22 protein-coding genes and 3 tRNA genes are annotated in these 25,219 nt (G+C 65.0%); 6 read left to right on the plus strand and 19 right to left on the minus strand.

Annotation, left to right across the window (positions count from 1 at the left end):
* Positions 1 to 168: 168 nt before the first annotated feature.
* The 3 genes from hslO to yrfG all read right to left on the minus strand — a co-directional run bounded on the left by hslO (position 169) and on the right by yrfG (position 2,203).
* The gene (gene hslO / locus A9O65_RS01365) at positions 169 to 1,044 is read right to left on the minus strand and encodes an Hsp33 family molecular chaperone HslO (RefSeq protein WP_064699161.1); all 876 of its coding nucleotides are present in this window, start codon (positions 1,042 to 1,044) and stop codon (positions 169 to 171) included.
* A 105-nt stretch (positions 1,045 to 1,149) separates the two neighbouring features.
* A complete protein-coding gene (locus A9O65_RS01370) occupies positions 1,150 to 1,530 on the minus strand; it encodes an RNA-binding S4 domain-containing protein (protein WP_064699160.1) in 381 nt (126 codons plus the stop codon).
* Positions 1,523 to 2,203, minus strand: coding sequence for a GMP/IMP nucleotidase (gene yrfG / locus A9O65_RS01375; protein WP_064701132.1), 681 nt, complete (start codon positions 2,201 to 2,203; stop codon positions 1,523 to 1,525). The genes A9O65_RS01370 and yrfG overlap by 8 nt, the downstream gene beginning before the upstream one ends.
* A 106-nt stretch (positions 2,204 to 2,309) precedes the next feature.
* Here yrfG and nudE point away from each other — a divergent pair, with 106 nt between their 5' ends.
* Positions 2,310 to 2,891 (plus strand): ADP compounds hydrolase NudE, encoded by a 582-nt coding sequence (nudE, locus tag A9O65_RS01380; protein ID WP_064699158.1) that lies wholly within the window; start codon positions 2,310 to 2,312, stop codon positions 2,889 to 2,891.
* A gap of 6 nt (positions 2,892 to 2,897) precedes the next feature.
* On the opposite strand, the gene A9O65_RS01385 is transcribed toward nudE, so the two are convergent.
* The 14 genes from A9O65_RS01385 to radD form a co-directional block, all read right to left on the minus strand.
* Complete coding sequence (locus A9O65_RS01385) at positions 2,898 to 4,007, minus strand: oxidoreductase (protein ID WP_064699157.1); 1,110 nt, start codon at positions 4,005 to 4,007, stop codon at positions 2,898 to 2,900.
* Positions 4,008 to 4,084: 77 nt separating this feature from the next.
* The gene (gene ilvD, locus A9O65_RS01390; RefSeq protein WP_064699156.1) at positions 4,085 to 5,929 is read right to left on the minus strand and encodes a dihydroxy-acid dehydratase; all 1,845 of its coding nucleotides are present in this window, start codon (positions 5,927 to 5,929) and stop codon (positions 4,085 to 4,087) included.
* A 187-nt stretch (positions 5,930 to 6,116) separates the two neighbouring features.
* On the minus strand, positions 6,117 to 7,136 hold the full coding sequence (nadA, locus tag A9O65_RS01395; protein WP_074749310.1) for a quinolinate synthase NadA: 1,020 nt from the start codon (positions 7,134 to 7,136) through the stop codon (positions 6,117 to 6,119).
* Positions 7,137 to 7,444: 308 nt separating this feature from the next.
* Positions 7,445 to 7,520, minus strand: a tRNA-Lys gene (locus tag A9O65_RS01400).
* A 34-nt stretch (positions 7,521 to 7,554) separates the two neighbouring features.
* Positions 7,555 to 7,630: transfer RNA gene (locus A9O65_RS01405), tRNA-Lys, on the minus strand.
* A 143-nt stretch (positions 7,631 to 7,773) separates the two neighbouring features.
* Positions 7,774 to 8,637, minus strand: coding sequence for a 23S rRNA pseudouridine(2605) synthase RluB (gene rluB / locus A9O65_RS01410; protein WP_064699154.1), 864 nt, complete (start codon positions 8,635 to 8,637; stop codon positions 7,774 to 7,776).
* Positions 8,637 to 9,548 carry an SMC-Scp complex subunit ScpB gene (gene scpB / locus A9O65_RS01415; RefSeq protein WP_064701134.1) on the minus strand — a complete coding sequence of 304 codons (912 nt, stop codon included), beginning with the start codon at positions 9,546 to 9,548 and terminating at the stop codon, positions 8,637 to 8,639. The genes rluB and scpB overlap by 1 nt, the downstream gene beginning before the upstream one ends.
* On the minus strand, positions 9,545 to 10,480 hold the full coding sequence (locus A9O65_RS01420; RefSeq protein WP_064701135.1) for a segregation and condensation protein A: 936 nt from the start codon (positions 10,478 to 10,480) through the stop codon (positions 9,545 to 9,547). The genes scpB and A9O65_RS01420 overlap by 4 nt, the downstream gene beginning before the upstream one ends.
* 112 nt (positions 10,481 to 10,592) lie before the next feature.
* Positions 10,593 to 11,699, minus strand: a complete 1,107-nt coding sequence (gene pqqE / locus A9O65_RS01425; RefSeq protein ID WP_074749309.1) for a pyrroloquinoline quinone biosynthesis protein PqqE — start codon at positions 11,697 to 11,699, stop codon at positions 10,593 to 10,595.
* Positions 11,696 to 11,977, minus strand: a complete 282-nt coding sequence (gene pqqD / locus A9O65_RS01430) for a pyrroloquinoline quinone biosynthesis peptide chaperone PqqD (RefSeq protein WP_064701136.1) — start codon at positions 11,975 to 11,977, stop codon at positions 11,696 to 11,698. Before pqqD ends, pqqE begins: the two co-directional genes overlap by 4 nt.
* The gene (pqqC, locus tag A9O65_RS01435; protein ID WP_064699150.1) at positions 11,974 to 12,759 is read right to left on the minus strand and encodes a pyrroloquinoline-quinone synthase PqqC; all 786 of its coding nucleotides are present in this window, start codon (positions 12,757 to 12,759) and stop codon (positions 11,974 to 11,976) included. The genes pqqD and pqqC overlap by 4 nt, the downstream gene beginning before the upstream one ends.
* Positions 12,759 to 13,658, minus strand: coding sequence for a pyrroloquinoline quinone biosynthesis protein PqqB (gene pqqB, locus A9O65_RS01440; RefSeq protein ID WP_064701137.1), 900 nt, complete (start codon positions 13,656 to 13,658; stop codon positions 12,759 to 12,761). The genes pqqC and pqqB overlap by 1 nt, the downstream gene beginning before the upstream one ends.
* Before the next feature lie 7 nt (positions 13,659 to 13,665).
* Positions 13,666 to 13,749 (minus strand): pyrroloquinoline quinone precursor peptide PqqA, encoded by an 84-nt coding sequence (pqqA, locus tag A9O65_RS17545; protein ID WP_064699148.1) that lies wholly within the window; start codon positions 13,747 to 13,749, stop codon positions 13,666 to 13,668.
* 76 nt (positions 13,750 to 13,825) lie between these two features.
* Positions 13,826 to 15,622 (minus strand): DNA repair helicase RadD, encoded by a 1,797-nt coding sequence (gene radD / locus A9O65_RS01450; protein WP_064701138.1) that lies wholly within the window; start codon positions 15,620 to 15,622, stop codon positions 13,826 to 13,828.
* Between the two features lie 159 nt (positions 15,623 to 15,781).
* On the opposite strand from radD, the gene A9O65_RS01455 reads away from it, so the two are divergent.
* Positions 15,782 to 16,000, plus strand: coding sequence for a hypothetical protein (locus tag A9O65_RS01455; protein ID WP_064699146.1), 219 nt, complete (start codon positions 15,782 to 15,784; stop codon positions 15,998 to 16,000).
* Positions 16,001 to 16,107: 107 nt separating this feature from the next.
* Here the strand turns inward: A9O65_RS01455 and purL are convergent, their stop codons facing one another.
* Entirely contained in the window at positions 16,108 to 20,043 is a 3,936-nt protein-coding gene (purL, locus tag A9O65_RS01460; RefSeq protein ID WP_064701139.1) for a phosphoribosylformylglycinamidine synthase, read from the minus strand.
* Positions 20,044 to 20,336: 293 nt separating this feature from the next.
* On the opposite strand from purL, the gene mltF reads away from it, so the two are divergent.
* Positions 20,337 to 21,800 (plus strand): membrane-bound lytic murein transglycosylase MltF, encoded by a 1,464-nt coding sequence (gene mltF, locus A9O65_RS01465; protein WP_064701140.1) that lies wholly within the window; start codon positions 20,337 to 20,339, stop codon positions 21,798 to 21,800.
* A 5-nt stretch (positions 21,801 to 21,805) separates the two neighbouring features.
* On the opposite strand, the gene tadA is transcribed toward mltF, so the two are convergent.
* Positions 21,806 to 22,273 (minus strand): tRNA adenosine(34) deaminase TadA, encoded by a 468-nt coding sequence (gene tadA, locus A9O65_RS01470; protein ID WP_064699143.1) that lies wholly within the window; start codon positions 22,271 to 22,273, stop codon positions 21,806 to 21,808.
* A gap of 109 nt (positions 22,274 to 22,382) precedes the next feature.
* On the opposite strand from tadA, the gene A9O65_RS01475 reads away from it, so the two are divergent.
* From A9O65_RS01475 to A9O65_RS01485, 3 genes are all read left to right on the plus strand, one after another.
* The gene (locus tag A9O65_RS01475; protein ID WP_064701141.1) at positions 22,383 to 23,204 is read left to right on the plus strand and encodes an acyl-CoA thioesterase; all 822 of its coding nucleotides are present in this window, start codon (positions 22,383 to 22,385) and stop codon (positions 23,202 to 23,204) included.
* A gap of 264 nt (positions 23,205 to 23,468) precedes the next feature.
* Positions 23,469 to 24,782: a glycine cleavage T C-terminal barrel domain-containing protein gene (locus A9O65_RS01480; RefSeq protein WP_064699355.1), complete on the plus strand. Its 1,314-nt coding sequence runs from the start codon at positions 23,469 to 23,471 to the stop codon at positions 24,780 to 24,782.
* A gap of 48 nt (positions 24,783 to 24,830) precedes the next feature.
* Positions 24,831 to 24,906: transfer RNA gene (locus A9O65_RS01485), tRNA-Thr, on the plus strand.
* Positions 24,907 to 25,219: the final 313 nt, after the last annotated feature.

A 25,219-nucleotide genomic window follows, 5' to 3' on the forward strand; every position in this document is an offset into this window, starting at 1 on the left:
GTTACCCGTCTCGTGTTCGGCGACGCCCGTTTGAGGATGAGTGGCGCGCATTATGGCAAAAACCCAGCCATCGGGAAACGCCGACATTGCCCGACGTTCTTGTAGTTTTACTACTACATCAGGACCGATCACCTCATGATCCACGCTGTTCGACTTGCCGCTCCTGATTCAGTGAACCGTCGGCGGAGGCCCTTCCGGGTCGTCGAGCATCGCCTCGACCTCGGCGACGGTGAACTGGTAGCGGGTATGGCAGAAGTGGCACTGGGTGGCGATGCCACCCTGCTCGGCCAGGATATCGCGCAATTCCTCATTACCCAGACTCAACAGGGCTCCCGCAATGCGCTCACGGGAGCAGGTGCAACCAAAGCGCAAGGCCTTGGGATCGAACACCCGCACCTGCTCCTCGTGGAAGAGACGATGCAGCAGGTCATGCTGTTCCAGCGCCAGCAGTTCATCGGCCGTGACGGTGGCAGCCAGATGCACCATGCGCTCCCAGGCATCCTCGTCCTGATTCAAGGACTCATCGGGCAAGCGCTGCAGCAGCAGCCCTCCACAGCGTTGCTGATCGGCAGCCAGCCAGAGTCGCGTGGGCAGTTGCTCGGAGCGGCTGAAGTAATCTTCCAGACATCCGGCCAGGCTATCCCGCTCCAGCGTGACGATGCCCTGATACCGTCGCCCTTCACGGGGATCCAGGGTGATGGTGATCTGCCCTTCGCCAAGCAATTCGGCAAAGCCGGCCTCATCATCAGGGATCGCGGCATTCTCATCCAGTTGGGCGATGGCACGCAGCTCGCCACCGGGATTCGATTCCGCCATCAGCAACGACAAGGCTCCCTTGCCCCGGACCTCGATGCTCATGGTGCCATCGAGCTTGACGGTCTCAGTGAGCAGCGCTACGGCGGCCAGAAGCTCGCCGAGCTGCCGGGTGACGGCAGGCGGATAGTCGTGCCGCTCGAGGACCTCGGCATGGGCCTGCTCGAGGGAAACGACTTCACCACGCACATTGGTGTTGTCGAAAAGGAAACGCTGTATCTGGTCGGTCATGAATACTGCCTGAACTATGTAGTAAGAAATCAGAGGAGGAGGAAGACGACACCTGCCTCGGCCCTGTTTGCTCCTTGCTTGTCTCTGTCCCGCTTCGCGGTGTCTTTACTCCCCGCGCATGAAGCGCTTGATCTCGCGGCGCTGGCGCTTGTCGGGTCGCTTGAAGGGATGTTGCATGGCCTCATTGGCCTGACGTCGGCGCTCGGCCTCCTTCGTTCGACGCGCCTCGCTCTCCGCCGTCTCGCGGTAAAGCAGGCGAGCCTCGGGAGCACCGCGTCGCTGGTCCGACAACGCCATCACTTCGACTTCCCAGACATCCCACCCCTGGGGCACCTTGATCAAGGCACCGATTTCGACGTTCTTGCTGGTCTTGGCCCGGCCACCATCATAGTGCACCTTGCCACCTTCGATGGCTTTCTTGGCGAGCGCACGGGTCTTGAAGAAGCGCGCGGCCCACAGCCACTTGTCGAGCCTGACGTTATCCATGAATACCTCCCTTGGGCGGCAGGTCCTCGGGCAGCAGCGCCGCGAACCGATCCAGAGCAATGAAAGACTCGAGCTCACGACCCGGTCGCTGGCTGTCGGGCTGCAGAATGCCCAGCAGGTGACGAATGCCGAATTCGCGCGCGCTCTCCAGCACCGAGGGGTTGTCGTCGATGAACAGGGTGCGGGCCGGATCGAAAGGTTCCACTTCCTGAAGGGCGAACCAGAACGCCTGCTCTTCCTTGGGAACACCAAGATCGGCGGACGAGACGATGGCATCGAGGTAATCCTCGAGACCGGTCAGCGGCAGCTTCAGTGCCAGGCTCTCGCGATCGGCGTTGGTTGCCAGGATCACCCGTGGATGGGCCTGCTTGAGCCATGTCAGGAAATCCAGGGCGTCACCGCGCAAGCCGATCAGGTGTTGGACCTCGCGCTTGAGCGCCAGGATGTCGACCCCGAGCTCACGACGCCAGTAAGCCAGGCTGTACCAGTCCAGAGTCCCCTGCTCGCGGATGATGCGCGCACGAACCTCTTCCTGGGTGGCGTCGTCGAGGCGGTGCAGCTCCACGTAGCGCCGTGGCAGGTGCTCGAGCCAGAAATGGCTGTCGAAATGCAGGTCCAGCAAAGTGCCGTCCATGTCCAGCAGGACGGTATCAATGGCACGCCAGTCGATCATGGGCTCCTCGTGGGTGACGCGATGGCGTCTCGCAGGTAGTAGGCGTGATAGTGTAACCAATCGACATTGACGACGCATTTCGACGCCCTCATCGACTGGAGTCCCCATGGCCGAACATCACGCTAAACCGCATGTCCTGTCGCGACGCAGCGTCGCCACGAGCCGCCTGTTCAACATCGAGGAAATGGAACTACGCTTCGCCAACGGCGCCGAGCGCACTTTCGAGCGGCTGAGCGGCAATGCCAGGGGCGGCGGCGCGGTGATGATCGTCGCCATGCCCGATCCCGAGCATGTGTTGCTGATTCGCGAGTACGCCGCCGGCCTCGAGGAGTATGCCCTGACGCTGCCCAAGGGACTGGTGGATCCCGGCGAGGATGTCGTGGCCGCCGCCAACCGCGAGCTGATGGAGGAATGTGGCTTCGGCGCCCACCGCCTCGAACCGCTGGTGGAACTGACCCTGGCCCCCAATTACATGTGCCATCGCATGCAGGTCATGCTCGCCACCGACCTCTATCCCAGGCGGCTTCCTGGCGACGAGCCCGAGCCCTTGATCGTGGAAACCCACGCCATCGACGAAATCGGCTCCCTTCTGGCAAGGGACGACTTCCACGAGGCGCGGGCCATCGCCGCCCTGTTCATTGCCAGAGACAAGATGCGCGCCGAGTCGACCACCCCAGCCCTGTGGTAGGGCCCGTCAGGCGGACTCGCCGTTCCCCTGGGCATGCAGCAATCGACGACGGACGCCATTGCCTTCCTTGAGCTTGACCCAGCGCCCCTGCCGGTAGCTGTCGAGCCCGGCTTCGAGCAGCGACATCGTGTCCAGGGCCTCTTCGGCGCTCACCGGCGGTGGCGTTCCCCTCAATAGCGTCTTGGCGATGCCGTCATAGTAGGCTCGATAGTCGCCTGCCTCGCCGGGCAACTCATGACTGACCAACGAGACCTCATCGCCCTGCCCTTCATCGAGCGTCAACCGACCGGGATTGTCATCCTCGCCCCAGCCCACTTCCGGCGTTTCGCCGGCCTTGAGCCAGGCTTCCTGGGGATCGAGGCCATACTTGATGAAACTGCCTCGCGTGCCATACACCGCAAAACGCGGTGTCGGCTCGGCCACCAGGGAACTGGCGCCGAGGATCACGCGCGTGCCCTCATAATCCAGCACCGCCAGGAAGTCATCGTCGATCTCGGCACCGTCCCGCGCGGTCGACAACTCCAGCAGAATCGCCCGCGGCATGCCGAACAACTCCCGAGCCTGGTCGAGCAGGTGCGGCCCCAGGTCGAACCAGATGCCGCTGCCAGGGCGATGATGATCCCGCCAGCGATCGCTGACATGGGGCCGGAACCGATCGAAACGGGACTCCAGCGCCGCGACCCGCCCCAACTCGCCACGCTCGAGCAGCGACTTGAGCGTCAGGAAGTCACTGTCCCAGCGACGGTTGTGGAAGACGCTGAGCAAGCGATCCACCGTATCAGCTTGCGATTTCAACTGACGCGCCTCGGCCAGCGACACCGACATGGGCTTGTCGATCACCACGTGCTTGCCGGCAGACAATGCCGACTTGGCCAGCGGAAAGTGGGACTCGTTGGGCGTGGCGATCACCACCAGGTCGATATCCCTGTCGGCGAACAACGCCTGGGACCTGGCATGCACCGTCACATCGGGATACACCGCCTGCACCTTTGCCGCGTCGCCACTGACCACGGCGGACAACTCCAGGCCCGGAGCCGCCTGTATCAGAGGCGCGTGAAAGGTTCTGCCGGCCATGCCGAAGCCGATCAGGCCAACGTTGAGGGTCTGAGTCTTCATACCAAGGCGTCCTAGCAACAATGAAGATGAGGCCCCGGCAAGCTAGCCGGGGGAATCCGATCCAGGCGACCAGGCGCTCAATCGAGCTTGGTCAGGTCGCGCACCGCGCCCTTGTCCGCGGATGTCGCCAACAGCGCATAGGCCTTGAGCGCCGCGGACACCTTGCGGACACGCTGGACGGTCGGTTTCCAGGCATCGCGCCCGCGCGCCTGCTGAGCCTGGCGACGTCGCTCGAGCTCCTCGTCGGAGAGCAGGACGTCGATGGCGCGTCCCGGGATATCGATGCGAATCGTATCGCCGCTCTCGACCAGCCCGATAGCGCCTCCCGCCGCCGCTTCAGGCGAGACGTGACCGATCGAAAGCCCCGATGTACCACCGGAGAAGCGACCGTCGGTGAGCAGGGCGCACGCCTTGCCTAGCCCCTTCGACTTGAGATAGGAGGTCGGGTAGAGCATTTCCTGCATGCCCGGGCCGCCCTTGGGGCCCTCGTAGCGGATCACCACCACATCGCCCTCTTTTACCTGGCCGCCAAGGATGTGCTCCACCGCCTGGTCCTGGGACTCGACGACATGCGCCGGCCCCTCGAACACCAGGATCGACTCGTCGACCCCGGCCGTCTTCACCACGCAGCCATCGCGGGCGATATTGCCGTGCAGCACGGCGAGCCCGCCCTCTTTCGAAAAGGCATGCTCGAGATCACGGATGCAGCCGGTGGCCCGGTCGCCATCGAGGCTCGGCCAACGAGCGCTCTGGGAGAATGCCGTCTGGGTCGGCACACCGCCGGGGCCGGCCCGATAGAACTCCACCACGTCGGCACTCGGCGAGCGCATGATATCCCAGGTCTCGAGCGCCTCGGCCAAGCTGTCGCCATAGACGGTGGGCACTCGGGTATCCAGCACGCCTGCCCGGTCCAGCTCGCCGAGAATGGCCATGATGCCGCCGGCGCGATGAACGTCCTCGATGTGATACTTCTGGGTATTGGGCGCCACCTTGCACAACTGCGGCACCTCCCGGGAGAGGCGATCGATATCGGTCATGGTGAAATCGATCTCCGCCTCCTGGGCGGCAGCCAGCAGGTGCAGGATGGTATTGGTGGAACCGCCCATGGCGATGTCTAGCGTCATGGCGTTCTTGAAGGCCGCCTTGGAGCCGATGGCGCGAGGCAGCAGGTGCGCCTCGTCACCCTCGTAGTAGCGCTTGGCCAGCTCGACGATGCGGTGCCCCGCCGTCTCGAAGAGCCGGCGGCGATCGGAATGGGTCGCCACCACGGTGCCATTGCCCGGCAGCGCCAGCCCCAGCGCCTCGGTCAGACAGTTCATGGAGTTGGCGGTGAACATGCCCGAGCAGCTACCGCAGGTCGGGCAGGCGCTACGCTCCACCTCGGAGAGCGTCTCGTCGTCCACCGAGTCGTCGGCAGCCATGACCATGGCATCGACCAGATCCAGCCCATGATCCAGCAGCTTGGTCTTGCCGGCCTCCATCGGCCCGCCGGAGACGAAGATCACCGGCACGTTGAGGCGCATCGCGGCCATCAGCATTCCCGGCGTGATCTTGTCGCAGTTGGAAATGCACACCAGGGCATCGGCACAGTGGGCATTGACCATGTACTCGACGCTGTCGGCGATGATGTCGCGGCTCGGCAGCGAATAGAGCATGCCATCGTGGCCCATGGCGATACCGTCATCGACGGCGATAGTGTTGAACTCCTTGGCCACGCCACCGGCCTTTTCGATCTCCCGGGCCACCAGCTGGCCCATGTCCTTCAGGTGCACGTGCCCCGGCACGAACTGGGTGAAGGAATTGGCCACGGCGATGATCGGCTTGTGGAAATCATCGTCCTTCATGCCGGTGGCGCGCCACAGGGCGCGGGCACCGGCCATGTTGCGGCCGGCAGTGGTGGTTCGGGAGCGGTACTCGGGCATGGGATCCTCTTGCTCAGTCACGCCGCCTCCGGCGGGCGCACAGCCGCCTGACGGTCTCGGTGTCCAGGTTGGACTCCGATTCTGGCATGAGAGGCGCAGGCATGCCAGATGCGGCGGCCTGCTGCCGGGCCGGCGCTTCGGCGCCCACACAGGCCCCTTGCTTGCCGTGACGCGCCCTCGATCAGCCTCAGGCGCTGAAGTTGAGCATCCGCTCCAGCGGCTTGAGCGCGCGCTGACGCAACGCCTCGTCGACGAAGATTTCGCCGCTGCCATGACGCAGGGCGCCTGCCAGGTTGTCCAGGGCGTTCATCGCCATCCAGGGGCAATGGGCGCAGCTCTTGCAGGTAGCGCCATCGCCGGCCGTGGGTGCTTCGAAGAGCGTCTTTTCCGGTACCGCCTGCTGCATCTTGAAGAAGATGCCTCGGTCGGTGGCCACGATCAGTTCCTGCTGCGGCAGTTCCTTGGCGGCCTTGATCAACTGGGAGGTGGAACCGGCGACGTCGGCCAGTTCGACCACTGAGGACGGCGATTCCGGATGCACCAGCACCGCCGCGTCGGGATACAACCCCTTGAGGTCCTCGACCCCCTTGGCCTTGAATTCTTCGTGGACGATGCAGGCACCGTCCCAGAGCAGCATGTCGGCCCCGGTCTTGCGCTGGATGTAGCCGCCCAGATGCTTGTCCGGAGCCCACAGGATCTTCTCGCCCCGCGCCTGCAGGTGCTCGATCACGTCCACGGCGATGGAAGATGTCACGACCCAGTCGGCACGTGCCTTCACCGCCGCCGAGGTGTTGGCGTAGACCACCACGGTGCGATCCGGATGCGCGTCGCAGAAGGCCGAGAATTCGTCGGCCGGACAGCCGACGTCCAGCGAGCAGGTTGCCTCCAGGGTCGGCATCAGCACGCGCTTCTCCGGCGAGAGGATCTTGGCCGTCTCGCCCATGAAACGCACACCGGCCACCACCAGGGTGTCGGCCTCGTGACGCGCACCGAAGCGCGCCATCTCCAGGGAGTCGGCCACGCAGCCGCCCGTCTCTTCGGCCAGTTGTTGAATGGCATCGTCGGTATAGTAATGCGCCACCAGGACGGCGTTGTTGGCCTCGAGCAGTCGCTTGATCTCCTCGACGCGCGCTTCGTCCTCGGCGGGAATACGGGTGGGGCAATAGCGGCGTGCCAGCTGTTCGCGCAGCTCGGCACGGGAAGTCATGATCGTCATCGTGTCTACCACTGTGACCGGCAGGGCATCCCCCTGCGTTACACCAGGTGCCGGGATTCGTGCGCTCCGCACGGCTCGACACACCAGAGGGCCAACCGTTGCGTCTCTCGCTGTGGTCGACCCGCGTCTCTTGCGACCGATTCGCGCTCCGCGATGCCGGTGCAATGAAAATGACGTTGTTCGATAATGACGCTGACACGCTCGGGTTGCAAGTTCGACCGGTTCGGCGGCCTCGTGCACGCCCGCAGCCCGACAGACGAAAACGCCCCCGCCTCGAAACGAGGCGGGGGCGCGATATCTGGTGGGTCGTGTAGGATTCGAACCTACGACCAATTGGTTAAAAGCCAACTGCTCTACCAACTGAGCTAACGACCCGGCATGGCCCTGATGAGGCCAACACAGGTTCGGTTGGTGGGTCGTGTAGGATTCGAACCTACGACCAATTGGTTAAAAGCCAACTGCTCTACCAACTGAGCTAACGACCCCTGCCGAACGGGTGCACATAATACGGATGGGCCCGGTCGCTGGCAAGCGATTTTTTCATCGTCAGGCGATCAGCTTGCCAACGAGTCCTGCAAAAACAGCGACCTTGCATGCCGCAGCCCCCGAGCCACACCGCCTTGCGGGATCAGCGCCCCCTGTTCCGGGGTGACTTGGGTTTGCGCACTCCCTGTACCGGACGTCGCTTGTTCTTGTCACGACTCCAGCGATTCTTTTCATCGGGCGTCAGTTCCGGCACCTTGCGCGATGGCAGCCCTGCCTGGCCGGCCAGGTCGTCGATCTCGTCCTGGCCGAGTTCGACCCACTCCCCCGCCTTGGCGCGCTTGTCGAGGAAAATATTGCCATAGCGCACGCGCTTGAGACGGCTGACGGTGAGGTTCTGGGACTCCCACAGCCGGCGCACCTCGCGGTTGCGGCCCTCCATGATGACCACATGGAACCAGGTATTGATGCCCTCGCCGCCGAACTCCTGCACATCGGTGAAGCGCGCCGGACCATCATCGAGCATCACGCCCTCGACCATCGACTTGATGTGCTCCATGGTCACCTCGCCCATCACGCGTACCGCGTATTCGCGCTCGATCTGGGTGGCGGGATGCATCAACCGGTTGGCCAGCTCACCGTCGGTGGTGAACAGCAGCAACCCGCTGGTGTTGATGTCCAGCCGGCCGATGGCGATCCAGCGCTCGCCCTTGAGGCGCGGCAGGCGATCGAAGACGGTACGACGTCCTTCCGGATCCTTGCGCGTGCACAGCTCGCCTTCCGGCTTGTTGTACATGATCACCCGGCGGGGCACGTCGTCGGCACCACGCAGGGTCACCGGACGATCGTCGAAGGCCACCTTGTCGCGCAGCTCGATCCGGTCTCCCAGGGTCGCCACCTGGCCGTTGACCTTGACCCGGCCATCGGCGATGGCGGTTTCCATTTCACGGCGCGACCCCAGCCCCGCCCGGGCCAGGACCTTCTGCAGTTTTTCGCTGGTGTTACTCATCAGTCGTCTGTCTCACTTGTCGTGGATTCCGTCCCCGCAGCAGCGTCCTCGTCGACGCGGCCACGGGCACGCTCGGACAGCCGAGCCTCGATATCGGCGAAGCTCGGACTCGTCCGCTCGGACGCCGTCCCGGCGTGTCTCTCGTTCTCGTCGGCCATCCCGGTCGACGGCTCGCCGGATCGAGCCGGCGATTCTTCTTGCTCGGCGACGACCGTCTCCGGTGTCGCCTCCTCGAATTCCCGGTCACTGCCGCTCTCGGACTCGCCCGTCGCCTCGGTGTCGTCCTCGGGACCATCGATGGGCTCATCCGCCTGCGCCAGTACCTCCTGCTGGGGAGGTGGCGGCTCGTCCTCCTGATGCGACGCTTCCTCGCCGAAACTCTTGAGTTCGTGCATCGGCGGCAGCTCGTCGAGCGTCTTGAGGCCAAAGTCGTCGAGAAAGGACCGCGTCGTCGCGTAGACCGCCGGTCGACCGGGAACATCACGGTGCCCCACGACCCTGACCCAGCCTCGATCGACCAGAGTGCGCATGATGGAGCCGCTCACCGAAACGCCACGCACCTCCTCGATGTCGGCCCGCGTCACCGGCTGGCGGTAGGCGATCATCGCCAGGGTCTCGAGCAGCGCCCGCGAATAGCGCTGGGGGCGCTCATCCCACAGCCGCGAGACCCAGCTCGAGAGCCGCGGCCGGATGCGCAGCTGGTAGCCCGAGGCGGTTTCTAGCAGCTCCATGGCGCCGCGCTCGTGGCGCGTCTCGAGGCGCCTCAGGGCCTCGCGCAGGGCGCGTCGGGGCGGCAGCTCATGGTCGTCGAACAGGCTCTCCAGCCGCTCCAGCGAGAGCGGCTCCCCGGCGGCGAGCAGCGCGGCCTCGAGGATCTCGTCCAGGGCCTCGGGAATTTCCATGGCGGTCATGGCGACTGGCTCCCTTGGTCGTCGTCATCCGCGAAGGGGCTCTCCCCTTCTGGCTCGTCGTCAGCGTAGACGTCTTCTTCTGCCTCGTCGTCCTGCGGGCCGCCCCGGGCGCGGACATGAATCGGCGACAGCGGGGCGTTCTGCACGATCTCGATCAAGGACTCCTTGGCCAGCTCAAGAATCGCCATGAAAGTGACGACCACACCGGCTCGCCCTTCCTCGAGACTGAACAGCGACTCGAAGGGCGTATGGTGCTCATGACTCAAGCGCTCCATGATCGCCAGCATGCGCTCGCGGGTGGAGAGCACCTCGCGGCTGATCTGGTGAGCCTGGTTGAGCTCTGCCCGGCGCAGTATGCCGGCCAGCGCTCCCAGCAACTCATCGAGCTCCACCTCCGGATGGATCACTCGGGACTCGAGCGGCGGCAATGCCGCTCGCGCCGGAAACCAGTCGCGCCCCTGGCGCGGCAGATCGCCCAGCGACTCGGCGGCATTCTTGAGCCGCTCGTACTCCTGCAGGCGACGGATCAGCTCGGCGCGCGGATCCTCTTCCTCGTCGTCACCGCCTTCCTTGGGCGGCTTGGGCAACAGGGTGCGCGACTTGATCTCGGCCAGCATCGCCGCCATCAGCAGGTACTCGCCGGCCAGCTCGATCTCCATCGCCTTCATCAGCTCCACGTACTCGATGTACTGGTGGGTGATGGCCGCCACGTCGATGGCCAGGATGTCCAGATTCTGGCGCCGGATCAGGTACAGCAGCAGATCCAGCGGCCCCTCGAAGGCCTCGAGAAAGACACGCAACGCCTCCGGCGGGATGTAGAGATCTTCCGGCAGTTGAGTGATCGGCTCGTCGAACAGCCGGCCCAACACCTCGGCGCTCTGGACGGCACCGGCTTCGGTGGCGGCATCGGCGGGCTGTGGCGTATCGCTCACGCGTGACCTTCTCCTCGACTGCGCCTTACGGCGCGCCTGCGAAAAACGCGCAGTTTAGCAAGGCAGTCGAGGAGCGAACACGCCCGCGTGTCGCGAGGCGTCCGAATCGGTGTCAGGTCGCGCGGGCGAAGCGCCGGTAGATGAAGTCGGGACTGCCCGAGGCATCGATCACCGCCAGCGCCTGGACCTCGTCATGATAGGGCGATTGCTCGCAGACCGGGTCCATCTGGGCAGCGTCGCCGGTGAGCATCAGCGCCTGACAGCGGCAACCACCCCAGTCGATCTCCTTGCGCTCGCAGCTCTGGCAAGCATCGGGCATCCAGTCGGTGCCGCGGTAGGCGTTGAAGGCAGGGCTGTCGTACCAGATCTCGTCCAACGAATGCTCGGCGACGTTCCAGAACTCCAGGTGCGGGATCGACTCCGCCACGTGGCACGGCAGCACCTTGCCCGAGGGCGTGACGTTGAGCGACTGACGCCCCCAGCCGTTCATGCACGGCTTGGGCAGACGCGCGTAGTAATCCGGCACCACGGCGTCGATCACCAGCCGGCCCTGCAGGCGCTCGCGCGCGGCCTCGACCCGTTCGACGGCTTCCACAACCTGCTCCCGGGTGGGCATCAGGGCGGCCCGGTTGACCAGCGCCCAACCGTAGTACTGGGCGTGGGCGATCTCCAGGCGTCGCGCGCCGAGTTCCAGCGCCAGGTCGACGAAGTCGTCGATCTGATGCAGATTGGCGCGGTGAATCACCGCGTTGAGGGTCAGCGGCAGCCCGAGGTCGGTTACCTCGGCGGCGAAGGCCAGCTTGCGCACATGGGCGCCGGCCATGTTGGCGACGTGATCGGTGACCTCGGGCGTGGCGCCCTGGAGCGACAGCTGCACGTGGTCGAGCCCGGCATCCGCCAGCTCTTCCAGGCGGGCGCGGTCGAGGTTGACCCCGGCGGTGATCAGGTTGGCATAGAGCCCGGCGTCGACGCAGGCCGCCACCAGCTCGGGCAGGTCGGGCCGCAGGGCCGGCTCGCCGCCGGACAGATGCACCTGCAGCACGCCGAGCTCGGCGGCCTCGGCGAAGACGCGCCGCCAGGTCTCGGTGTCCAGCTCCTGCCGACGGCGCTCCAGCGCCACCGGGTTGGAGCAGTAGGGACACTGCAGCGGGCAGCGATGCGTCAGCTCCGCCAGCAGGCCCATGGGCGGGCGGACGTCATAGGAGCGCGATGCCGTCACGCGACCTCCAGCACACGCTTCTCGACCAGGCCCGCGAACATGGCGATCACGTCCTCGGCGATGCGCTCGCGCGGTGCCTGGTAGGCCTCGCACAGGCGGTCGACGATCTCGCCGACGCGGCGCTCGCCGTCCACGTGGCCGATCACGGCCTGGGCGATGCCGTCGAGCTGGAAGACACGCTCGGGCGCCAGCAGCACCCAGCCGCCACGCTGCTTGTCCTCACGCAGCCTCACGCCACGCGGGATGCGGACGATGTAGCTTTCCTGAATCTCGGTCATAGGGCCTTACCGGGTTGGAGCCTGCCGCCGGTCGTCTCGCCGTCCCAGGCGCCGGGCGGCACCTGGCCGGGCGCGACGTAGGCATGCTGCAGGGCATCGAGCTGGGTCCACAGCACCTGGCACTTGAAGATCAGCGCGTCGAGCACCGCCTGCTGCTGGTCAAGCCGCAGCGCGTGGCGCTTGACGTAGTCCAGCGCCATCTCCGCGTCCCGCGGCGCCTGGGTCAGGCGTGGCGCGAAGTAAGCCAGGGTCTCGGCAGAGACGAAATCGTAATGCTGGAGCATGCCGCTGACCCGCTGGCCGATCACCATCGGCGAGAACAGCTCGGTCAGCGACGAGGCAATGGCTTCCAGCAGGCTGCGCTCACGCACGAAATGCAGGTAGGCCTCCACCGCGAAGCGCGTGGCCGGCAGGATGCGGCGCGTCGAGATCACCATCTCGCGGTCCAGGCCCAGGCCGTCGGTGAGCATCAACCAGCGCGCGATGCCACCTTCACCCTCGGCGTGGCCGTCGTGATCCTCCAGCCGGGAGCGCCACTCGCGGCGCAGCGCCGGCTCCTCCAGACGCCCGATCAGCGAGCCATCCTTGAGCGGGATCATCGACTGATAGTAGTAGCGATTGAGCGCCCAGGCACTTACCTGGCGGCGGTCGAGCTCGCCGTTCTGCAGCATCAGCTGGAAGGGATGCCGATGGTGGTAGCGCTGCTCGCCGATGGCGCGCAGCCGGGCCTCAAGTTCATTCGGACTCAGCACCTCGCGCAGCGGCGCATCGATATCACTCATCAGCACTCCAGCTCCATGCCATCGTAGGAGATTTCCCATCCCTGCCGCTCGGCCTCCTGCCGCTCGGGGGAGCCCTCGATCAGCACCGGGTTGGTGTTGTTGATGTGGACGAACACGCGCCGTCCGAGGTTCAACGACGCCAGAGCAGCCATGCTGCCGTCATTGCCGGCCATCGACATGTGCCCCATCCGCAGGCCGGTCTTGTGGCCGACGCCGGCGCGAATCATCTCGTCGTCCCGCCACAGGGTGCCGTCGAACATCACCAGGTCGGCGCCCTCAAGGCGCGCCGCCAGTCGCTCGGTCAGCGTCGCGCAGCCGGGAATGTAGTAGGCCCGCCGTTCACCGACGCGGAACTCCACGCCCACAGTGGCCTCGCCCTCGCCACCGATCTCGACGTCATCGCCTTCCAGGTACAGCGCCGCCTTGCCGGGCACGGCGAAGATCCGCGCCTCGAGCCCCTCGGCCAGCTCCAGGGTCTGCTCCAGTTCGACGCCGCAGCGCTCGACGTGATCGGGGTTGAGCACGTTGAAGACCGGGCTGTCGCCCAGGGCGGTATGGATTTCCGGCGTGGCATAGAGGCGATAGGGAGAGCTTTCACGCAGGCTCAGCAGGCCACCGATGTGATCGATGTCGCCATTGGTCACCAGCACCGAGGCGATGGGCGTGTGACGCCTGCCTTGCTGAGGAAAGAGCGCCGGGGTCTGGCGAATCTGGGTCAGCACTTCGGGCGCGCAGTTGATCAACGCCCAGGAGTGGCCATCGGCGCTGACGGCGATGGAAGACTGGGTTCGCGGCGTGACGCGTGGGTCGCCCGCCCACGCCAGCCGGCATACCTCGCAGCGGCAGTTCCACTGGGGGAGACCGCCGCCGGCGGCCGCCCCTAGCACTCGAATATGCAACGCTGCCTCAGAATTCAGCGGGCATGTAGTCGTTGATTTCCAGCGCGATGCAGATCTCTTTTACTTCCGGGGTCGTCCAAGCCATCGTCATTACTCCATCAGCGAATTCGCAACATGCATGATAAGCCGTTAGCCTGTTTATTGCATTATCCAACCTCTCCCTGACGTTATCCCGCCTCGGCGGCGAGGCGGTAGCGGCCAGTGTAGTCGAACAGCTTGCGCCGCACCTGCCAATGGCGGCCGGCCTTGCGGCCGATCACGAAGTCCGGGGCGCGCAGGCGGTGCTGTTCGGCGACCACCTCCTCCGGCGTGCTCGGTGACCAGCGCGTGCCGGGGGCGCGCAGATGCTCGCGCAGGAAGGCCGCGGCGAAGGCCCCGCGCTGGGCCGAGGTCTCCAGGGAGAACCATTCGGCCAAGGTGGCACCGTCCTCGTCGTGGTAGACGACCTTGAGTCGCGGCAGACCACGCCCGTTGTGCGTCGCTTCGAGCTGCATGCCGGTCACGCGCAGCACCATGGCATCACGCAGCCGCAGGGCCTCGCGCAGCTTGTCGTCGGCATCCACCAGCATTGCCTGGCAGCCATGGCAGCGACGCGCGGCAATGTCGTTCTCGGCGCCGCAATGCTCGCACTCCTTGAAGCGATAGCGAAAATCGCACTGATGCTGCCGGCCCGCCTCATCGTCGACCAATCCCTGGCAGCGACGCCCGAAATGCTCGATGACCAGCTCGCCATCACGACGCCCCCAGAAGAGATTGGCGTGACCACAGGCGGGACATTCGACCTGGACGGGCTCGGTGTCCGACGCCGGCCGGGGACTGCCTACCTCGGGGGCATAGAGGTCCCAGGGATTGCCGGCGTAGTCGAGGATCAGGCAATCGCGCTTGCCCTCGGCCAGCCGCAGCCCGCGCCCGACGATCTGCTGGTAGAGCCCGACCGATTCCGTGGGCCGAAGAATCGCGATCAGATCGACATGGGGTGCATCGAAACCGGTGGTCAGCACCGACACATTGACCAGGTACTTGAGACGTCGCGCCTTGAACGCCTCGATGCAGGCCTGGCGTTCGTCGGACGGCGTGGCACCGGTGATCAGAGCCGCCTGCCCCTCCGGTAGATGACAGAACACTTCTTCGGCGTGCGCCACGGTGGCGGCAAACAGCATCACGCCCTGACGTTCGGCGGCATACGCCACCACCTCGGCGACGATGGCCGGCGTGGCACGATGGCCGGCCACCACCCGATCGAGCTCGGCTTCCTGAAAGTGCCCGCCGGCACCCGGCGCCATCCGCGAGAAATCATAGCGGGCCACTGCCGCGTCGACGCGCCGTGGCTCGGCCAGGTAGCCCTGCTTGACCATCAGGCGCAGCGGCTGCTCGAAGACACACTCGCGAAAGAAGCAATCGTCGTCGCCACGCACCATGCCATGGTAATGACGATGATAGACGAAGCCCTGCCCCAACCGGTACGGCGTGGCGGTCAAGCCGAGGATCTTGAGATGCGAGTTGTGGCGACGCAGGGCGTCGATCACGCGCCGATAGCTCGAGTCCTCGTCCAGCGAGACCCGATGACACTCATCGATCACCAGCAACGAAAAGGCGCCATGCTTGCCGCCCTGTGCATCGAGGCGCTCACCGAAGGCGTCGAGGTTGCGCACCACCGACTGCACCGAGCCGAATACCACCTGTCGCGCGGCCCGCTTGCTGCCGAGCCCGGCACTGAAGATGTCCGCCTCGAGCCCGTAGGCCTCGTACTTGGCGTGATTCTGTTCCACCAGCTCGCGTACATGCGCCAGCACCAGCACCCGGCCTCGTGCCAGACGGGCCAGCTCGGCGATCACCAGCGACTTGCCGCTGCCAGTGGGCAGCACCACCACGGCCGGGTCATGACTGGCTCGAAAGTGCTCGATCACTCGGGTTACCGCGTCCTGTTGATAAGGGCGCAATCGTGGTGCGAAAGAGATGCTCATGGGGCCACTCGTGCGGTGAAACGTCGCCATCTTGCCACCTGCCGCCATCGCTGCCGACAGCAAGACGGCCGAGCATGGCTTGACCTATGGGCATACAGGCATGATACCTAGGTAGTATGAGAATGAATCATCTCGTATTGCCCTAAGGGAGAACCTTGCATGACCACTCAAAAGACCAGCCCCAATTGTCCGGAATGCGGCAGCCACTGGAAGCGCCTGCCGCCGGGTCGCGAGGGGCAGTACCACGTTTATTGCGAAGAGTGCGGTCATGATTTCGGGCGTTATGACCGCCTTCAGGCACAATTCCGCAGTCTACTCGAAGATGTGGAATCGCATCTGAAGCACAAGGACGACGTCCCGGACAACAACGCCTCCTGACCCCGCGCCATACCGAGGCGACATGAGCCGAGACAAGGCAAGACGCCGACGCCCAGCCGGGCGTCGGCGTCTTGCATGGCGGCCCCTGACGGACGCGCCGCCTGTCTTCAGCCCAGCCAGCGCCGGGCGTTGCGGAACAGGCGCATCCAAGCGCCATCCCGGGTCCACTCGGCCGGCCGCCAGGAGTTGGTCACCGCCCTGGCCACACGCTCCGGATGCGGCATCATGATGGTCACACGACCGTCCGGCGTGGTCAGGCCGGTGATGCCGCCCGGCGACCCATTCGGGTTGGCGGGATAACGCGTGGTCACCTGCCCGTGATTGTCGAGATAACGCAGGGCTACCTGCGCGCTGCCCTGCATGCGGCGCAGGTGGGCGCTGTCGCGGAACTCGGCGCGCCCTTCGCCGTGGGCCACGGCGATCGGCAGTCGCGATCCCTCCATGCCGGCCAGCAGGATCGAGGCGCTCTGCTCCACACGGACCATGGAGACCCGAGCTTCGAACTGCTCGGACTCGTTACGCACGAAGCGCGGCCAGTCTTCGGCCCCAGGGATCAGCTCCCTGAGCTGGGAGAGCATCTGGCAGCCATTGCAGACGCCCAGCGCGAAACTGTCATCACGACCGAAGAAGCCGGCGAACTGATCGCGCGCGCGCTCGTTGAACAGTATCGACTTGGCCCAGCCACCGCCGGCACCGAGCACGTCCCCGTAGGAGAAGCCGCCGCAGGCCACCAGCCCCTTGAAGTCCTCGAGGCTCACCCGCCCCTCGAGGATATCGCTCATGTGCACGTCGACGGCCTCGAAACCGGCTCGGTCGAAGGCCCAGGCCATCTCCAGGTGTCCATTGACGCCCTGCTCCCGCAGCACGGCCATGGGGGGCCGCGCAGTATTCACGAAGGGCGCGGTGATGTCTTCATCGACATCGAAGGTGGGCGACGCCGAGAGCCCGGGGTCGCGGCCGTCGAGCAAGCCGTCGAACTCGTTCTTGGCACATTCGGCATTGTCGCGCAGTGCCTGCATGCGGTAGCTGGTCTCGCTCCAGGTACGCTGCGCCAGCAGGCGCGTGGTCTCGAGCAAGGGTTCCTCGAACAGGGTCACGCGAACCTGGTCGTCATAACGTGGCCGGGCGATGACGCCGCACGTCTCGATGCCCGCACCGGCGAACTGCGCCAGCACCTCTTCGGTATGCTCGCGGGATACCTGGATCACCGCACCAAGCTCCTCGGCGAACAACGCATTGAAGGCATCGGTGGGCTCGTCGATCAGCCAGTCGAGCTTGATTTCCAGGCCGGCATGCGCCGCGAAGGCCATTTCCAGCAGCGTGACCAGCAGGCCACCGTCACTGCGATCATGGTAAGCCAGCAGCTTGCCGTCGGCATTGAGTCCCTGAATCACCGAGAAGAACGCCTTGAGATCTTCCGGGTCGTCCAGGTCGGGACATTCGTCGCCAACCTGACCGTAGACCTGCGCCAGGGCCGAGCCGCCAAGGCGATTCCGGCCACCGCCGAGATCGACCAGGATGAGGTCGGACTCGTCCTGCTCCAGGTTGATCTCCGGGGTCAGGGTACGCAGAGCATCGGTGACGGGCGCGAAACCGGTGGTGATCAGCGACAGCGGCGCGGTGACGCTCTTCTCCTCGCGCTCCCCCTTGTCGTTCTCGGCTTCCCAGGCGGTGCGCATGGACATGGAGTCCTTGCCTACCGGCACGGCGATGCCCAGCGCCGGACACAGCTCCATGCCCACGGTCCGAACGGCGTCGAAGAGGGCCTGATTCTCGCCGGGATGGCTGGCCGCGCTCATCCAGTTGGCGGAGAGCTTGATGTCGCCCAGCTTGGCGATCGGCGCTGCCGCCAGGTTGGTGATGGTCTCGGCCACCGCCAGGCGAGCGCTGGCGGCAGGGTCGATCAATGCCACCGGTGGCCGTTCCCCCATGGCCATGGCTTCACCGGCGTGCGTATCGAAGGTCGCGGTGGTCACGGCGACATCGGCCACCGGCACCTGCCAGGGGCCGACCATCTGGTCGCGCGCCACCTGGCCGGTGATGGAACGATCGCCGATGGTGATCAAAAAGCTCTTGGACGCCACCGTGGGCAATCGCAACACGCGGTCCATGGCCTCGCGCAGGTCCAGGTTGTCGAGCATGATGCCCGGCAATTCGCGGTCCTGGCGCGTGAACTCGCGCTGCATCTTCGGCGGCTTGCCGAACAGCACGTTCATCGGCAGATCCACCGGCCGCGTCTCGAAATGGCCATCGCGCACCTCGAGATGATGCGCCTCGGTCGCCTCGCCGACCACGGCGTAGGGGCAACGCTCACGGCGACACAGCGCCTCGAAGGTCTCGAGGTCGTCCGGCGCCACGGCCAGCACATAGCGTTCCTGGGCCTCGTTGCACCAGATTTCCAGCGGGCTCATGCCAGGCTCGGCGTTGGGCACCTCGCGCAATTCGAAGCGCCCGCCCCGGTCGCCGTCCTTGACCAGTTCCGGCAAGGCGTTGGACAGCCCGCCGGCACCGACGTCGTGGATGAAGCGAATCGGATTGTCCTCGCCCAGCGCCCAGCAGCGGTCGATGACCTCCTGGGCACGACGCTCCATCTCAGGGTTGTCGCGCTGCACCGAGGCAAAATCCAGATCGGCGCTGGAGGCGCCGGAGGCCATCGAGGAGGCCGCACCGCCGCCCAGGCCGATCAGCATGGCCGGCCCGCCCATGACGATCAGCTTGCCGCCGACGGGAATCTCGCCCTTCTGGACATGCTCTTCACGGATGTTGCCATAGCCGCCGGCGATCATGATCGGCTTGTGGTAGCCCCGGCGCTCGATGCCGTCGGCGCCTAGGGCATCCTGTTCATAGCTGCGAAAATAGCCGGTCAGGTTGGGGCGGCCGAACTCGTTGTTGAAGGCCGCGCCACCGATGGGCCCCTCGAGCATGATCGACAGCGCACTGGTGATGCGCTCCGGCTTGCCGTAGTCGAAGGCTTCCCAGGGCTGGACGAACTCGGGAATGCGCAGGTTGGACACGGTAAAGCCGGTCAAACCAGCCTTGGGCTTGCCACCGATACCGGTGGCGCCTTCGTCGCGGATCTCGCCGCCGGCACCGGTCGCCGCACCAGGGTGCGGGGCGATGGCCGTCGGGTGGTTGTGGGTCTCCACCTTCATCAGGATGTTCACCGATTCCCGATGTGCGCCATAGACGGCACGGTCGGCCGCCTTGCCGGTCAGTGGTGCCGCGAAGAAGCGCCCGGCTTCGCTGCCCCGGATGACCGCCGCGTTGTCGCTGTAGGCAGAGAGGATATCGTCCGGCGAAGCCTCGAAGGTGTTCTTGATCATCTTGAACAGCGAGTGCGATTGCGCCTCACCGTCCACGACCCAGTCGGCATTGAAGATCTTGTGGCGGCAATGCTCCGAGTTCGCCTGGGCGAACATCATCAGCTCGACGTCGGTCGGATTGCGCTCGAGGCCCTTGAAGGCCTCGCACAGATAGTCGATCTCGTCCTCGGCGAGCGCCAGGCCAAGCTCGATGTTGGCCGTTGCCAACGCCGCGCGGCCGCCCTCCAGAATATCGACCTGGCCGAGCAGGGCCGGCTGGTGATGCACGAACAGGCGAGCGGCATCCGAGGCGTCGAACAGTACCGTCTCGGTCATGCGATCATGCAGCGCCGCCGTCACGGCCTCGAAGCCCGACTCGGAAAGCTCCCCGGCAAACTGCACCCGATAGGCGATGCCTCGCTCCAGACGACGAACCTTCGTCAGCCCGCAATTGTGCGCGATGTCGGTGGCCTTGGAGGACCAGGGTGACTGGGTGCCGATGCGCGGCACCACCAGGAAAAGATGCCCTCGGCTACCGGGCGACGCCTCACGCGTCGACCCGTCGTCCAGCAACTGCTCGAGCAACCGTCGATCACCATCGGCCAGTTCCCCGTCGTGATCGACGAAGTGCACGTAGTCGGCTTCGAGCGCCTCGACATCGGGCACCACACTACGCAGGGCATCCAGTAGCTTGGCGTGACGAAAAGCGGATAGAGCGGGCGCACCGCGCAGTTCGAGCATATCCTCGGGCCTCTGAAGCAAGCGAAAATTAAGGAAGCGCCGAACAACCGACTCACGACCTCAAGCACAGGGCGAGCAACGCGGAGCATACGAAAGATGAGCGAAGGGGCTCCGGTCTCGCGCAATGCCGTGATTGAGCCGCGTGGGTGTTCATCCAGTGTTTCCTGAAGGCCGCGGCCGGCGGCAAAGAGGCCTTATGATACTGGAAAGCGCCGGCCGCGAGAAATCGAGAATGATGACAGCCGAAGGGAGGCTGGGTAAGGTGGAGGGTCTCATCGCCGCTCATCACCGTTATGCTCGCATTCTGGCTCGACCATGTCCGCCGCCACTGGCGTGGCTACCTGACGCTGTGCGCCGTTCTGCTGCTCATGCTGCTGCCGGCAAGACACCACAGCGAACCGGGGCCACATCTGCAGGACGTGCTGCAGCGGGACTTCATCAGCGTGCATACCCGCAACACTCCCACCACCTATTACGAGGGGCGCCAGGGACCTACCGGGTTCGAGTATGAGTTGATGCGACGCTTTGCCGATCATCTTGGCGTCAGCCTGGCACTGAACGACGACCACAACACGACCGACGTGCTCGGAGCGGTACGCCATCAGGGCGATATGGGCGCCGCCGCCCTGCCCCTCGACCCGGGGCAGGAGGGCGTGATCTTCAGCCGTCCGATCATGCCGCTGCAACCCTTGCTGGTCTATCGCCGCGACCTGCCACCGCCGCAGGACATCGAGGATCTTCAGGGCCTGGAGATCGGTACCCTGAGCGGCACCGGCACCGACACCGTCATGCGGGAACTCCAGGCCGAGCATCCCACCTTGAGCTGGAAGGAAGCCAACGACATGGAGGTCGCCTCGCTACTGAGCCAGGTTGCCAGCGGCACGCTGGATGCCGCCGTGGTCTTCGAGCACCAGTTCCGGCTCAATCGCCTGTTCTTCCCCGAGGTCGAGGACGGCTTCCGGCTCGGTAAGCCACTTTCCCTGGCCTGGGCCTTTCCCGCCGGCCAGGGGTTGGGCCTGGTACGCGAGGCCAATCGCTTCCTCGCCGACATGCAGGACAACGGCCTGCTCCAGCAGCTCGAGACGCGCTATTTCGGTCGCGACAATTATCTCGAATACGTCGGCGCGCGCACTTTCATTGCTCATGCCCAGGAGCGACTGCCGGACTACGCGCCACTCTTCCGCCAGTCCGCTCGCGATACCGGCTTTGACTGGAAGCTGCTGGCCGCAGTGGGCTACCAGGAATCCCATTGGGATCCCGAAGCCACCTCCCCCACCGGCGTGCGCGGCCTCATGATGCTGACCCGCCCGACCGCCAGCGATCTGGGCGTCGAGAATCGCCTCGACCCGGCCCAGAGCATCGAGGGGGGCGCGCGTTACCTGAGGAGTCTCGAACAGCGCTTACCCGAGTCGATCACCGGCGACGACCGCCTCTACATGGCACTTGCGGCCTACAACGTGGGACTCGGACACCTCTACGATGCCCGCGACATCACCCTCCAGCGTGGCGGCGACCCCGATGCCTGGAAGGACGTACGCCGCTCCCTGCCGCTGCTTCAGGAAAGCGGCTGGCATGAGCAAACCCGCCATGGGTATGCGCGAGGCGGCGAGCCAGTGATCTATGTCCGCAACATTCGCCGCTATCACGAGATCCTGGCCTACGTGGACCGTAGCCAGGAACAGTTCCACCCACTCAACGCTCGACTGCCCGAGAAGGCAGGCCGCGAAGCGTTCGATGTCGTCCCGCCCAGCACCTGAGCTGCTCAAGGCGCGGCAGCGTTCCGCCGCGCGGCAAAGAACGCCTTGAGATGCTTGGCAATACGAGACGCCAGCACGCCCCCCGTCACCTCGACCCGATGGTTGTACCAGGGTTGTGCAAACAGATTGGCCCGCGACTCCGCCATGCCGCTGCGAGGCTCGGCCGCGCCATATACCACCCGAGCCAGACGCGCGTGGATGATGGCCCCGGTACACATCAGACAGGGCTCCAGCGTCACGAAGAGCGTACAACCATCGAGACGATAGTTGCCGAGCCTGGCGCCGGCATCGCGCAGCGCACGAATCTCGGCATGAGCACTGGGATCATGACCGGAGACCGGTGCATTGAAGCCACGCCCCACGATGTCGCCGTCCGGATCCACGACCACGGCTCCCACCGGCACCTCTCCTGCCGCCTCGGCGAGATGCGCCTGCTCCACGGCCCGGTGCATGTAATACTCATCGCTGCGCATCGCCGTTGACTCCAGTAGACTGCTCGACATGTAGATGATGGCTCGGCAGCACCCACCGCAGACGGTGTTCACAGGCGGGCCGACACCCTTCTCAGGAGGATACCCCCGAATGTCCGACGCGCTAAACGCCCTGGTCGATCTGCTCGCCCTGGAACCCCTGGAAGAGAATCTCTTCCGAGGCCGTAGCCAGGACCTGGGACTGCCGCAACTCTTTGGCGGGCAGGTGCTCGGCCAAGCACTCTCGGCCGCCACCCATACCGTGGATGCCAAACGCCACGTGCACTCCTTGCACGGCTACTTCCTGCGTCCCGGCGATGCCCAGATGCCGGTGGTCTATCAGGTCGACGCCGTGCGTGACGGTGCCAGCTTCACCACCCGACGCATCACCGCCATCCAGAAGGGTCGCCCGATCTTCTTCTGCAGCGCCTCCTTCCACGGTGAAGAAACGAGCATCACCCACCAGCCGCGCATGCCCGAGGTGGCGCCTCCCGACGCCCCCGAGAACGACGACACGCGAGTGACCCGCTTCCCGGGGCACCCCATCGAATTCCGCCATCTCGAGGACAGTGCCGAACCCGGCCAGCCGGCTCGCAAGCGCCTCTGGTTCCGCCTGGCCGGCGAGTTACCCGACGACCCGGCGCTGCACCGCTATCTGCTGGCCTACAGCTCCGACTTCAACCTGCTGACCACCTCTCTGGTGCCTCACAACATCACCTTCGGTGATCCCCGGCTGCAGATCGCCAGCCTCGACCACGCCCTGTGGTTCCATCACGACGTCAAGGTCAACGACTGGCTGCTCTACGACATGGATAGTCCCTGGGCCGGTGGCGCACGCGGCTTCAGCCGCGGCAGCATCTATGACCGAGACGGCCGCCTGGTGGCCTCCAGCGCCCAGGAAGGCCTGACACGACTGCGCGACACGCCACGCTGACCACCTGACAGCGGGTGTCGTCCCCGGAAATTCCGGCGTCGCCGCTGGAACGGTGGCCGGCGCGTGCACGCCTACCTTGAAGGTATCGGCGGCCCTCATCCACAACGACCGACACAATCCAGATGACGCCGTCGAGCGGATGCCCCCCCCCGGGCCTCCGAAAGCGAGGGCCGAGTCGTCGAGGACGGCGTGAACGGCGGCGATGCAGTGCGCCTCCTCGGCATCGTTCTCGGGCCAATAGCCAAGGACGAGGAGTGCCGCACCATGCCACATAATATCAATTTCCAGCAGTCCATCGACCAGAGCGAGCGCCTGGTGCCGGTCAACCTCCGCCAGAGCGGCGACCCAGGCATTCAGTTGCTGCTTTCCAACCGGGTACGCAAGTCGCCCTACTGGCACCTCTCGGTGGAGGCAGGATGCTGGAAGGCTACTGTCTACAACCGCATGTATCATCCCCGCGCCTACGTGCGCCCCGAGGACGGTGGCGCCATGGAGGAATATCGCGCGCTGGTCAACGACGTCACCTTGTGGAATGTCGCCGTCGAGCGGCCGATCCGCGTCAGGGGCCCCGAGGCAGAAGCCTTCTGCAACTATGTCTGCACCCGCGACGTGACCCGAGTACCAACGATGATGGGCCGCTACGTGGTGCTCTGCGATGAGCAGGGCCGCGTGCTCAACGACCCGGTGATGCTGCGTGTCGCCGACGATGAGTTCTGGTTCACCATCAGCGATTCGGACCTGGCCTACTGGTTCCGGGGCGTCAATCACGGCATGCGCTTCGATGTCGAGATCGACGAGATCGATGTCAGCCCGCTCCAGGTCCAGGGGCCCAAGTCCGAAGATCTGTTGGCCGACCTGGTTGGCGAAGCGGTGCGTGAAGTGCCCTACTATGGTCTGATGGCCGCCAGGATCGAGGGAGCCGACGTCCTGATTTCCCAGACCGGCTTCTCCGGCGAGAAGGGCTATGAGGTCTATGCCTACGATTCGACCCTGAACGCCGAGACCGTTTGGAATGCCATTCGCACCGTCGGCGAAGCCTACAACCTGATGGTGATCGCTCCGGCCCACCACCGTCGCATTGCAGCCGGCATCCTGTCCTATGGCCAGGATCTCGATCACGAGACCAATCCCTTCCAATGCAACCTCGGGCACATGGTGCCCAAGGCCAAGGAAGCGGACTACATCGGCAAGGAGGCACTCGAGCGCACCCGGGAGCTCGTCAAGGCCGGCAAGCCGCCCTTCAGCCATCAGCTGGTAGGCTTGAAGCTCGACGGCAAGCCCATCGAGGACTATGCACCGGACTTCTGGCTGGTCAGTCCGGATGCTGGCAGCGAACCCTGTGGCTGGATCACCTCTCCCTGGTACTCGCCGGAACTCGGCACCAATATCGCCATGGCCTATGTACCGGTGTCCTCGGCGACGTTGGGGACCGAGCTGGTCGCCTGGCTACCCGATGAATTCCTCGACATACCCGGCCAGCCCGTGGCCGCGACGGTCTGCGAGATGCCCTTCCGCGAGTCGGTGAACCCGAGCTCACGGGAACGCGCCAAGGCCGCCGGTCGCGATTACGCCTATTGAACGCCAGGCCTGGCATACCGGCGCGCCTCCCGGTAATATACGCGGCGCGCCGGTGTAGCTCAGTTGGTAGAGCAACGCACTCGTAATGCGTAGGTCGGTGGTTCGAGTCCACTCACCGGCACCAGGAATCTCAACAGAAACGGCCACTTGGCGAATCATCGCGGTGGCCGTTTCTATTACCGTCTCGTCAGCTGTCAGATGGGCAACACGCTTGGCCTGCCAACACCTTGACCCGATGAGATGGTCGCCCTGCGTCAGGGGTTCTCTTGTCTCTTTCTCCTGCCATGTTCTCCTCCCTCAGGCAGATCGTTCCCCCGCCGCAAACACTGCAACAATACCTTTCGTCATAAGAGATGAAAAAACATTATATAGAGAGGGATTGAAATCCTCATTGGCAACCAAATATCTGCTCATGCCAGACAGCCCTCCTTCGAGAG

Origin of the sequence: Halomonas caseinilytica (assembly GCF_001662305.1) — a bacterium.
Classification (GTDB): domain Bacteria; phylum Pseudomonadota; class Gammaproteobacteria; order Pseudomonadales; family Halomonadaceae; genus Halomonas; species Halomonas caseinilytica.

Coding starts and splice junctions, on each gene's coding strand:
- hslO (WP_064699161.1), bottom strand. CDS start 1,044: ATGACCGACCAGATACAGCGTTTCCTTTTCGACAACACCAATGTGCGT.
- A9O65_RS01370 (WP_064699160.1), bottom strand. CDS start 1,530: ATGGATAACGTCAGGCTCGACAAGTGGCTGTGGGCCGCGCGCTTCTTC.
- yrfG (WP_064701132.1), bottom strand. CDS start 2,203: ATGATCGACTGGCGTGCCATTGATACCGTCCTGCTGGACATGGACGGC.
- nudE (WP_064699158.1), top strand. CDS start 2,310: ATGGCCGAACATCACGCTAAACCGCATGTCCTGTCGCGACGCAGCGTC.
- A9O65_RS01385 (WP_064699157.1), bottom strand. CDS start 4,007: ATGAAGACTCAGACCCTCAACGTTGGCCTGATCGGCTTCGGCATGGCC.
- ilvD (WP_064699156.1), bottom strand. CDS start 5,929: ATGCCCGAGTACCGCTCCCGAACCACCACTGCCGGCCGCAACATGGCC.
- nadA (WP_074749310.1), bottom strand. CDS start 7,136: ATGACTTCCCGTGCCGAGCTGCGCGAACAGCTGGCACGCCGCTATTGC.
- rluB (WP_064699154.1), bottom strand. CDS start 8,637: ATGAGTAACACCAGCGAAAAACTGCAGAAGGTCCTGGCCCGGGCGGGG.
- scpB (WP_064701134.1), bottom strand. CDS start 9,548: ATGACCGCCATGGAAATTCCCGAGGCCCTGGACGAGATCCTCGAGGCC.
- pqqD (WP_064701136.1), bottom strand. CDS start 11,977: ATGACCGAGATTCAGGAAAGCTACATCGTCCGCATCCCGCGTGGCGTG.
- pqqC (WP_064699150.1), bottom strand. CDS start 12,759: ATGAGTGATATCGATGCGCCGCTGCGCGAGGTGCTGAGTCCGAATGAA.
- pqqA (WP_064699148.1), bottom strand. CDS start 13,749: ATGACGATGGCTTGGACGACCCCGGAAGTAAAAGAGATCTGCATCGCG.
- radD (WP_064701138.1), bottom strand. CDS start 15,622: ATGAGCATCTCTTTCGCACCACGATTGCGCCCTTATCAACAGGACGCG.
- A9O65_RS01455 (WP_064699146.1), top strand. CDS start 15,782: ATGACCACTCAAAAGACCAGCCCCAATTGTCCGGAATGCGGCAGCCAC.
- purL (WP_064701139.1), bottom strand. CDS start 20,043: ATGCTCGAACTGCGCGGTGCGCCCGCTCTATCCGCTTTTCGTCACGCC.
- mltF (WP_064701140.1), top strand. CDS start 20,337: ATGCTCGCATTCTGGCTCGACCATGTCCGCCGCCACTGGCGTGGCTAC.
- tadA (WP_064699143.1), bottom strand. CDS start 22,273: ATGCGCAGCGATGAGTATTACATGCACCGGGCCGTGGAGCAGGCGCAT.
- A9O65_RS01475 (WP_064701141.1), top strand. CDS start 22,383: ATGTCCGACGCGCTAAACGCCCTGGTCGATCTGCTCGCCCTGGAACCC.
- A9O65_RS01480 (WP_064699355.1), top strand. CDS start 23,469: ATGCCACATAATATCAATTTCCAGCAGTCCATCGACCAGAGCGAGCGC.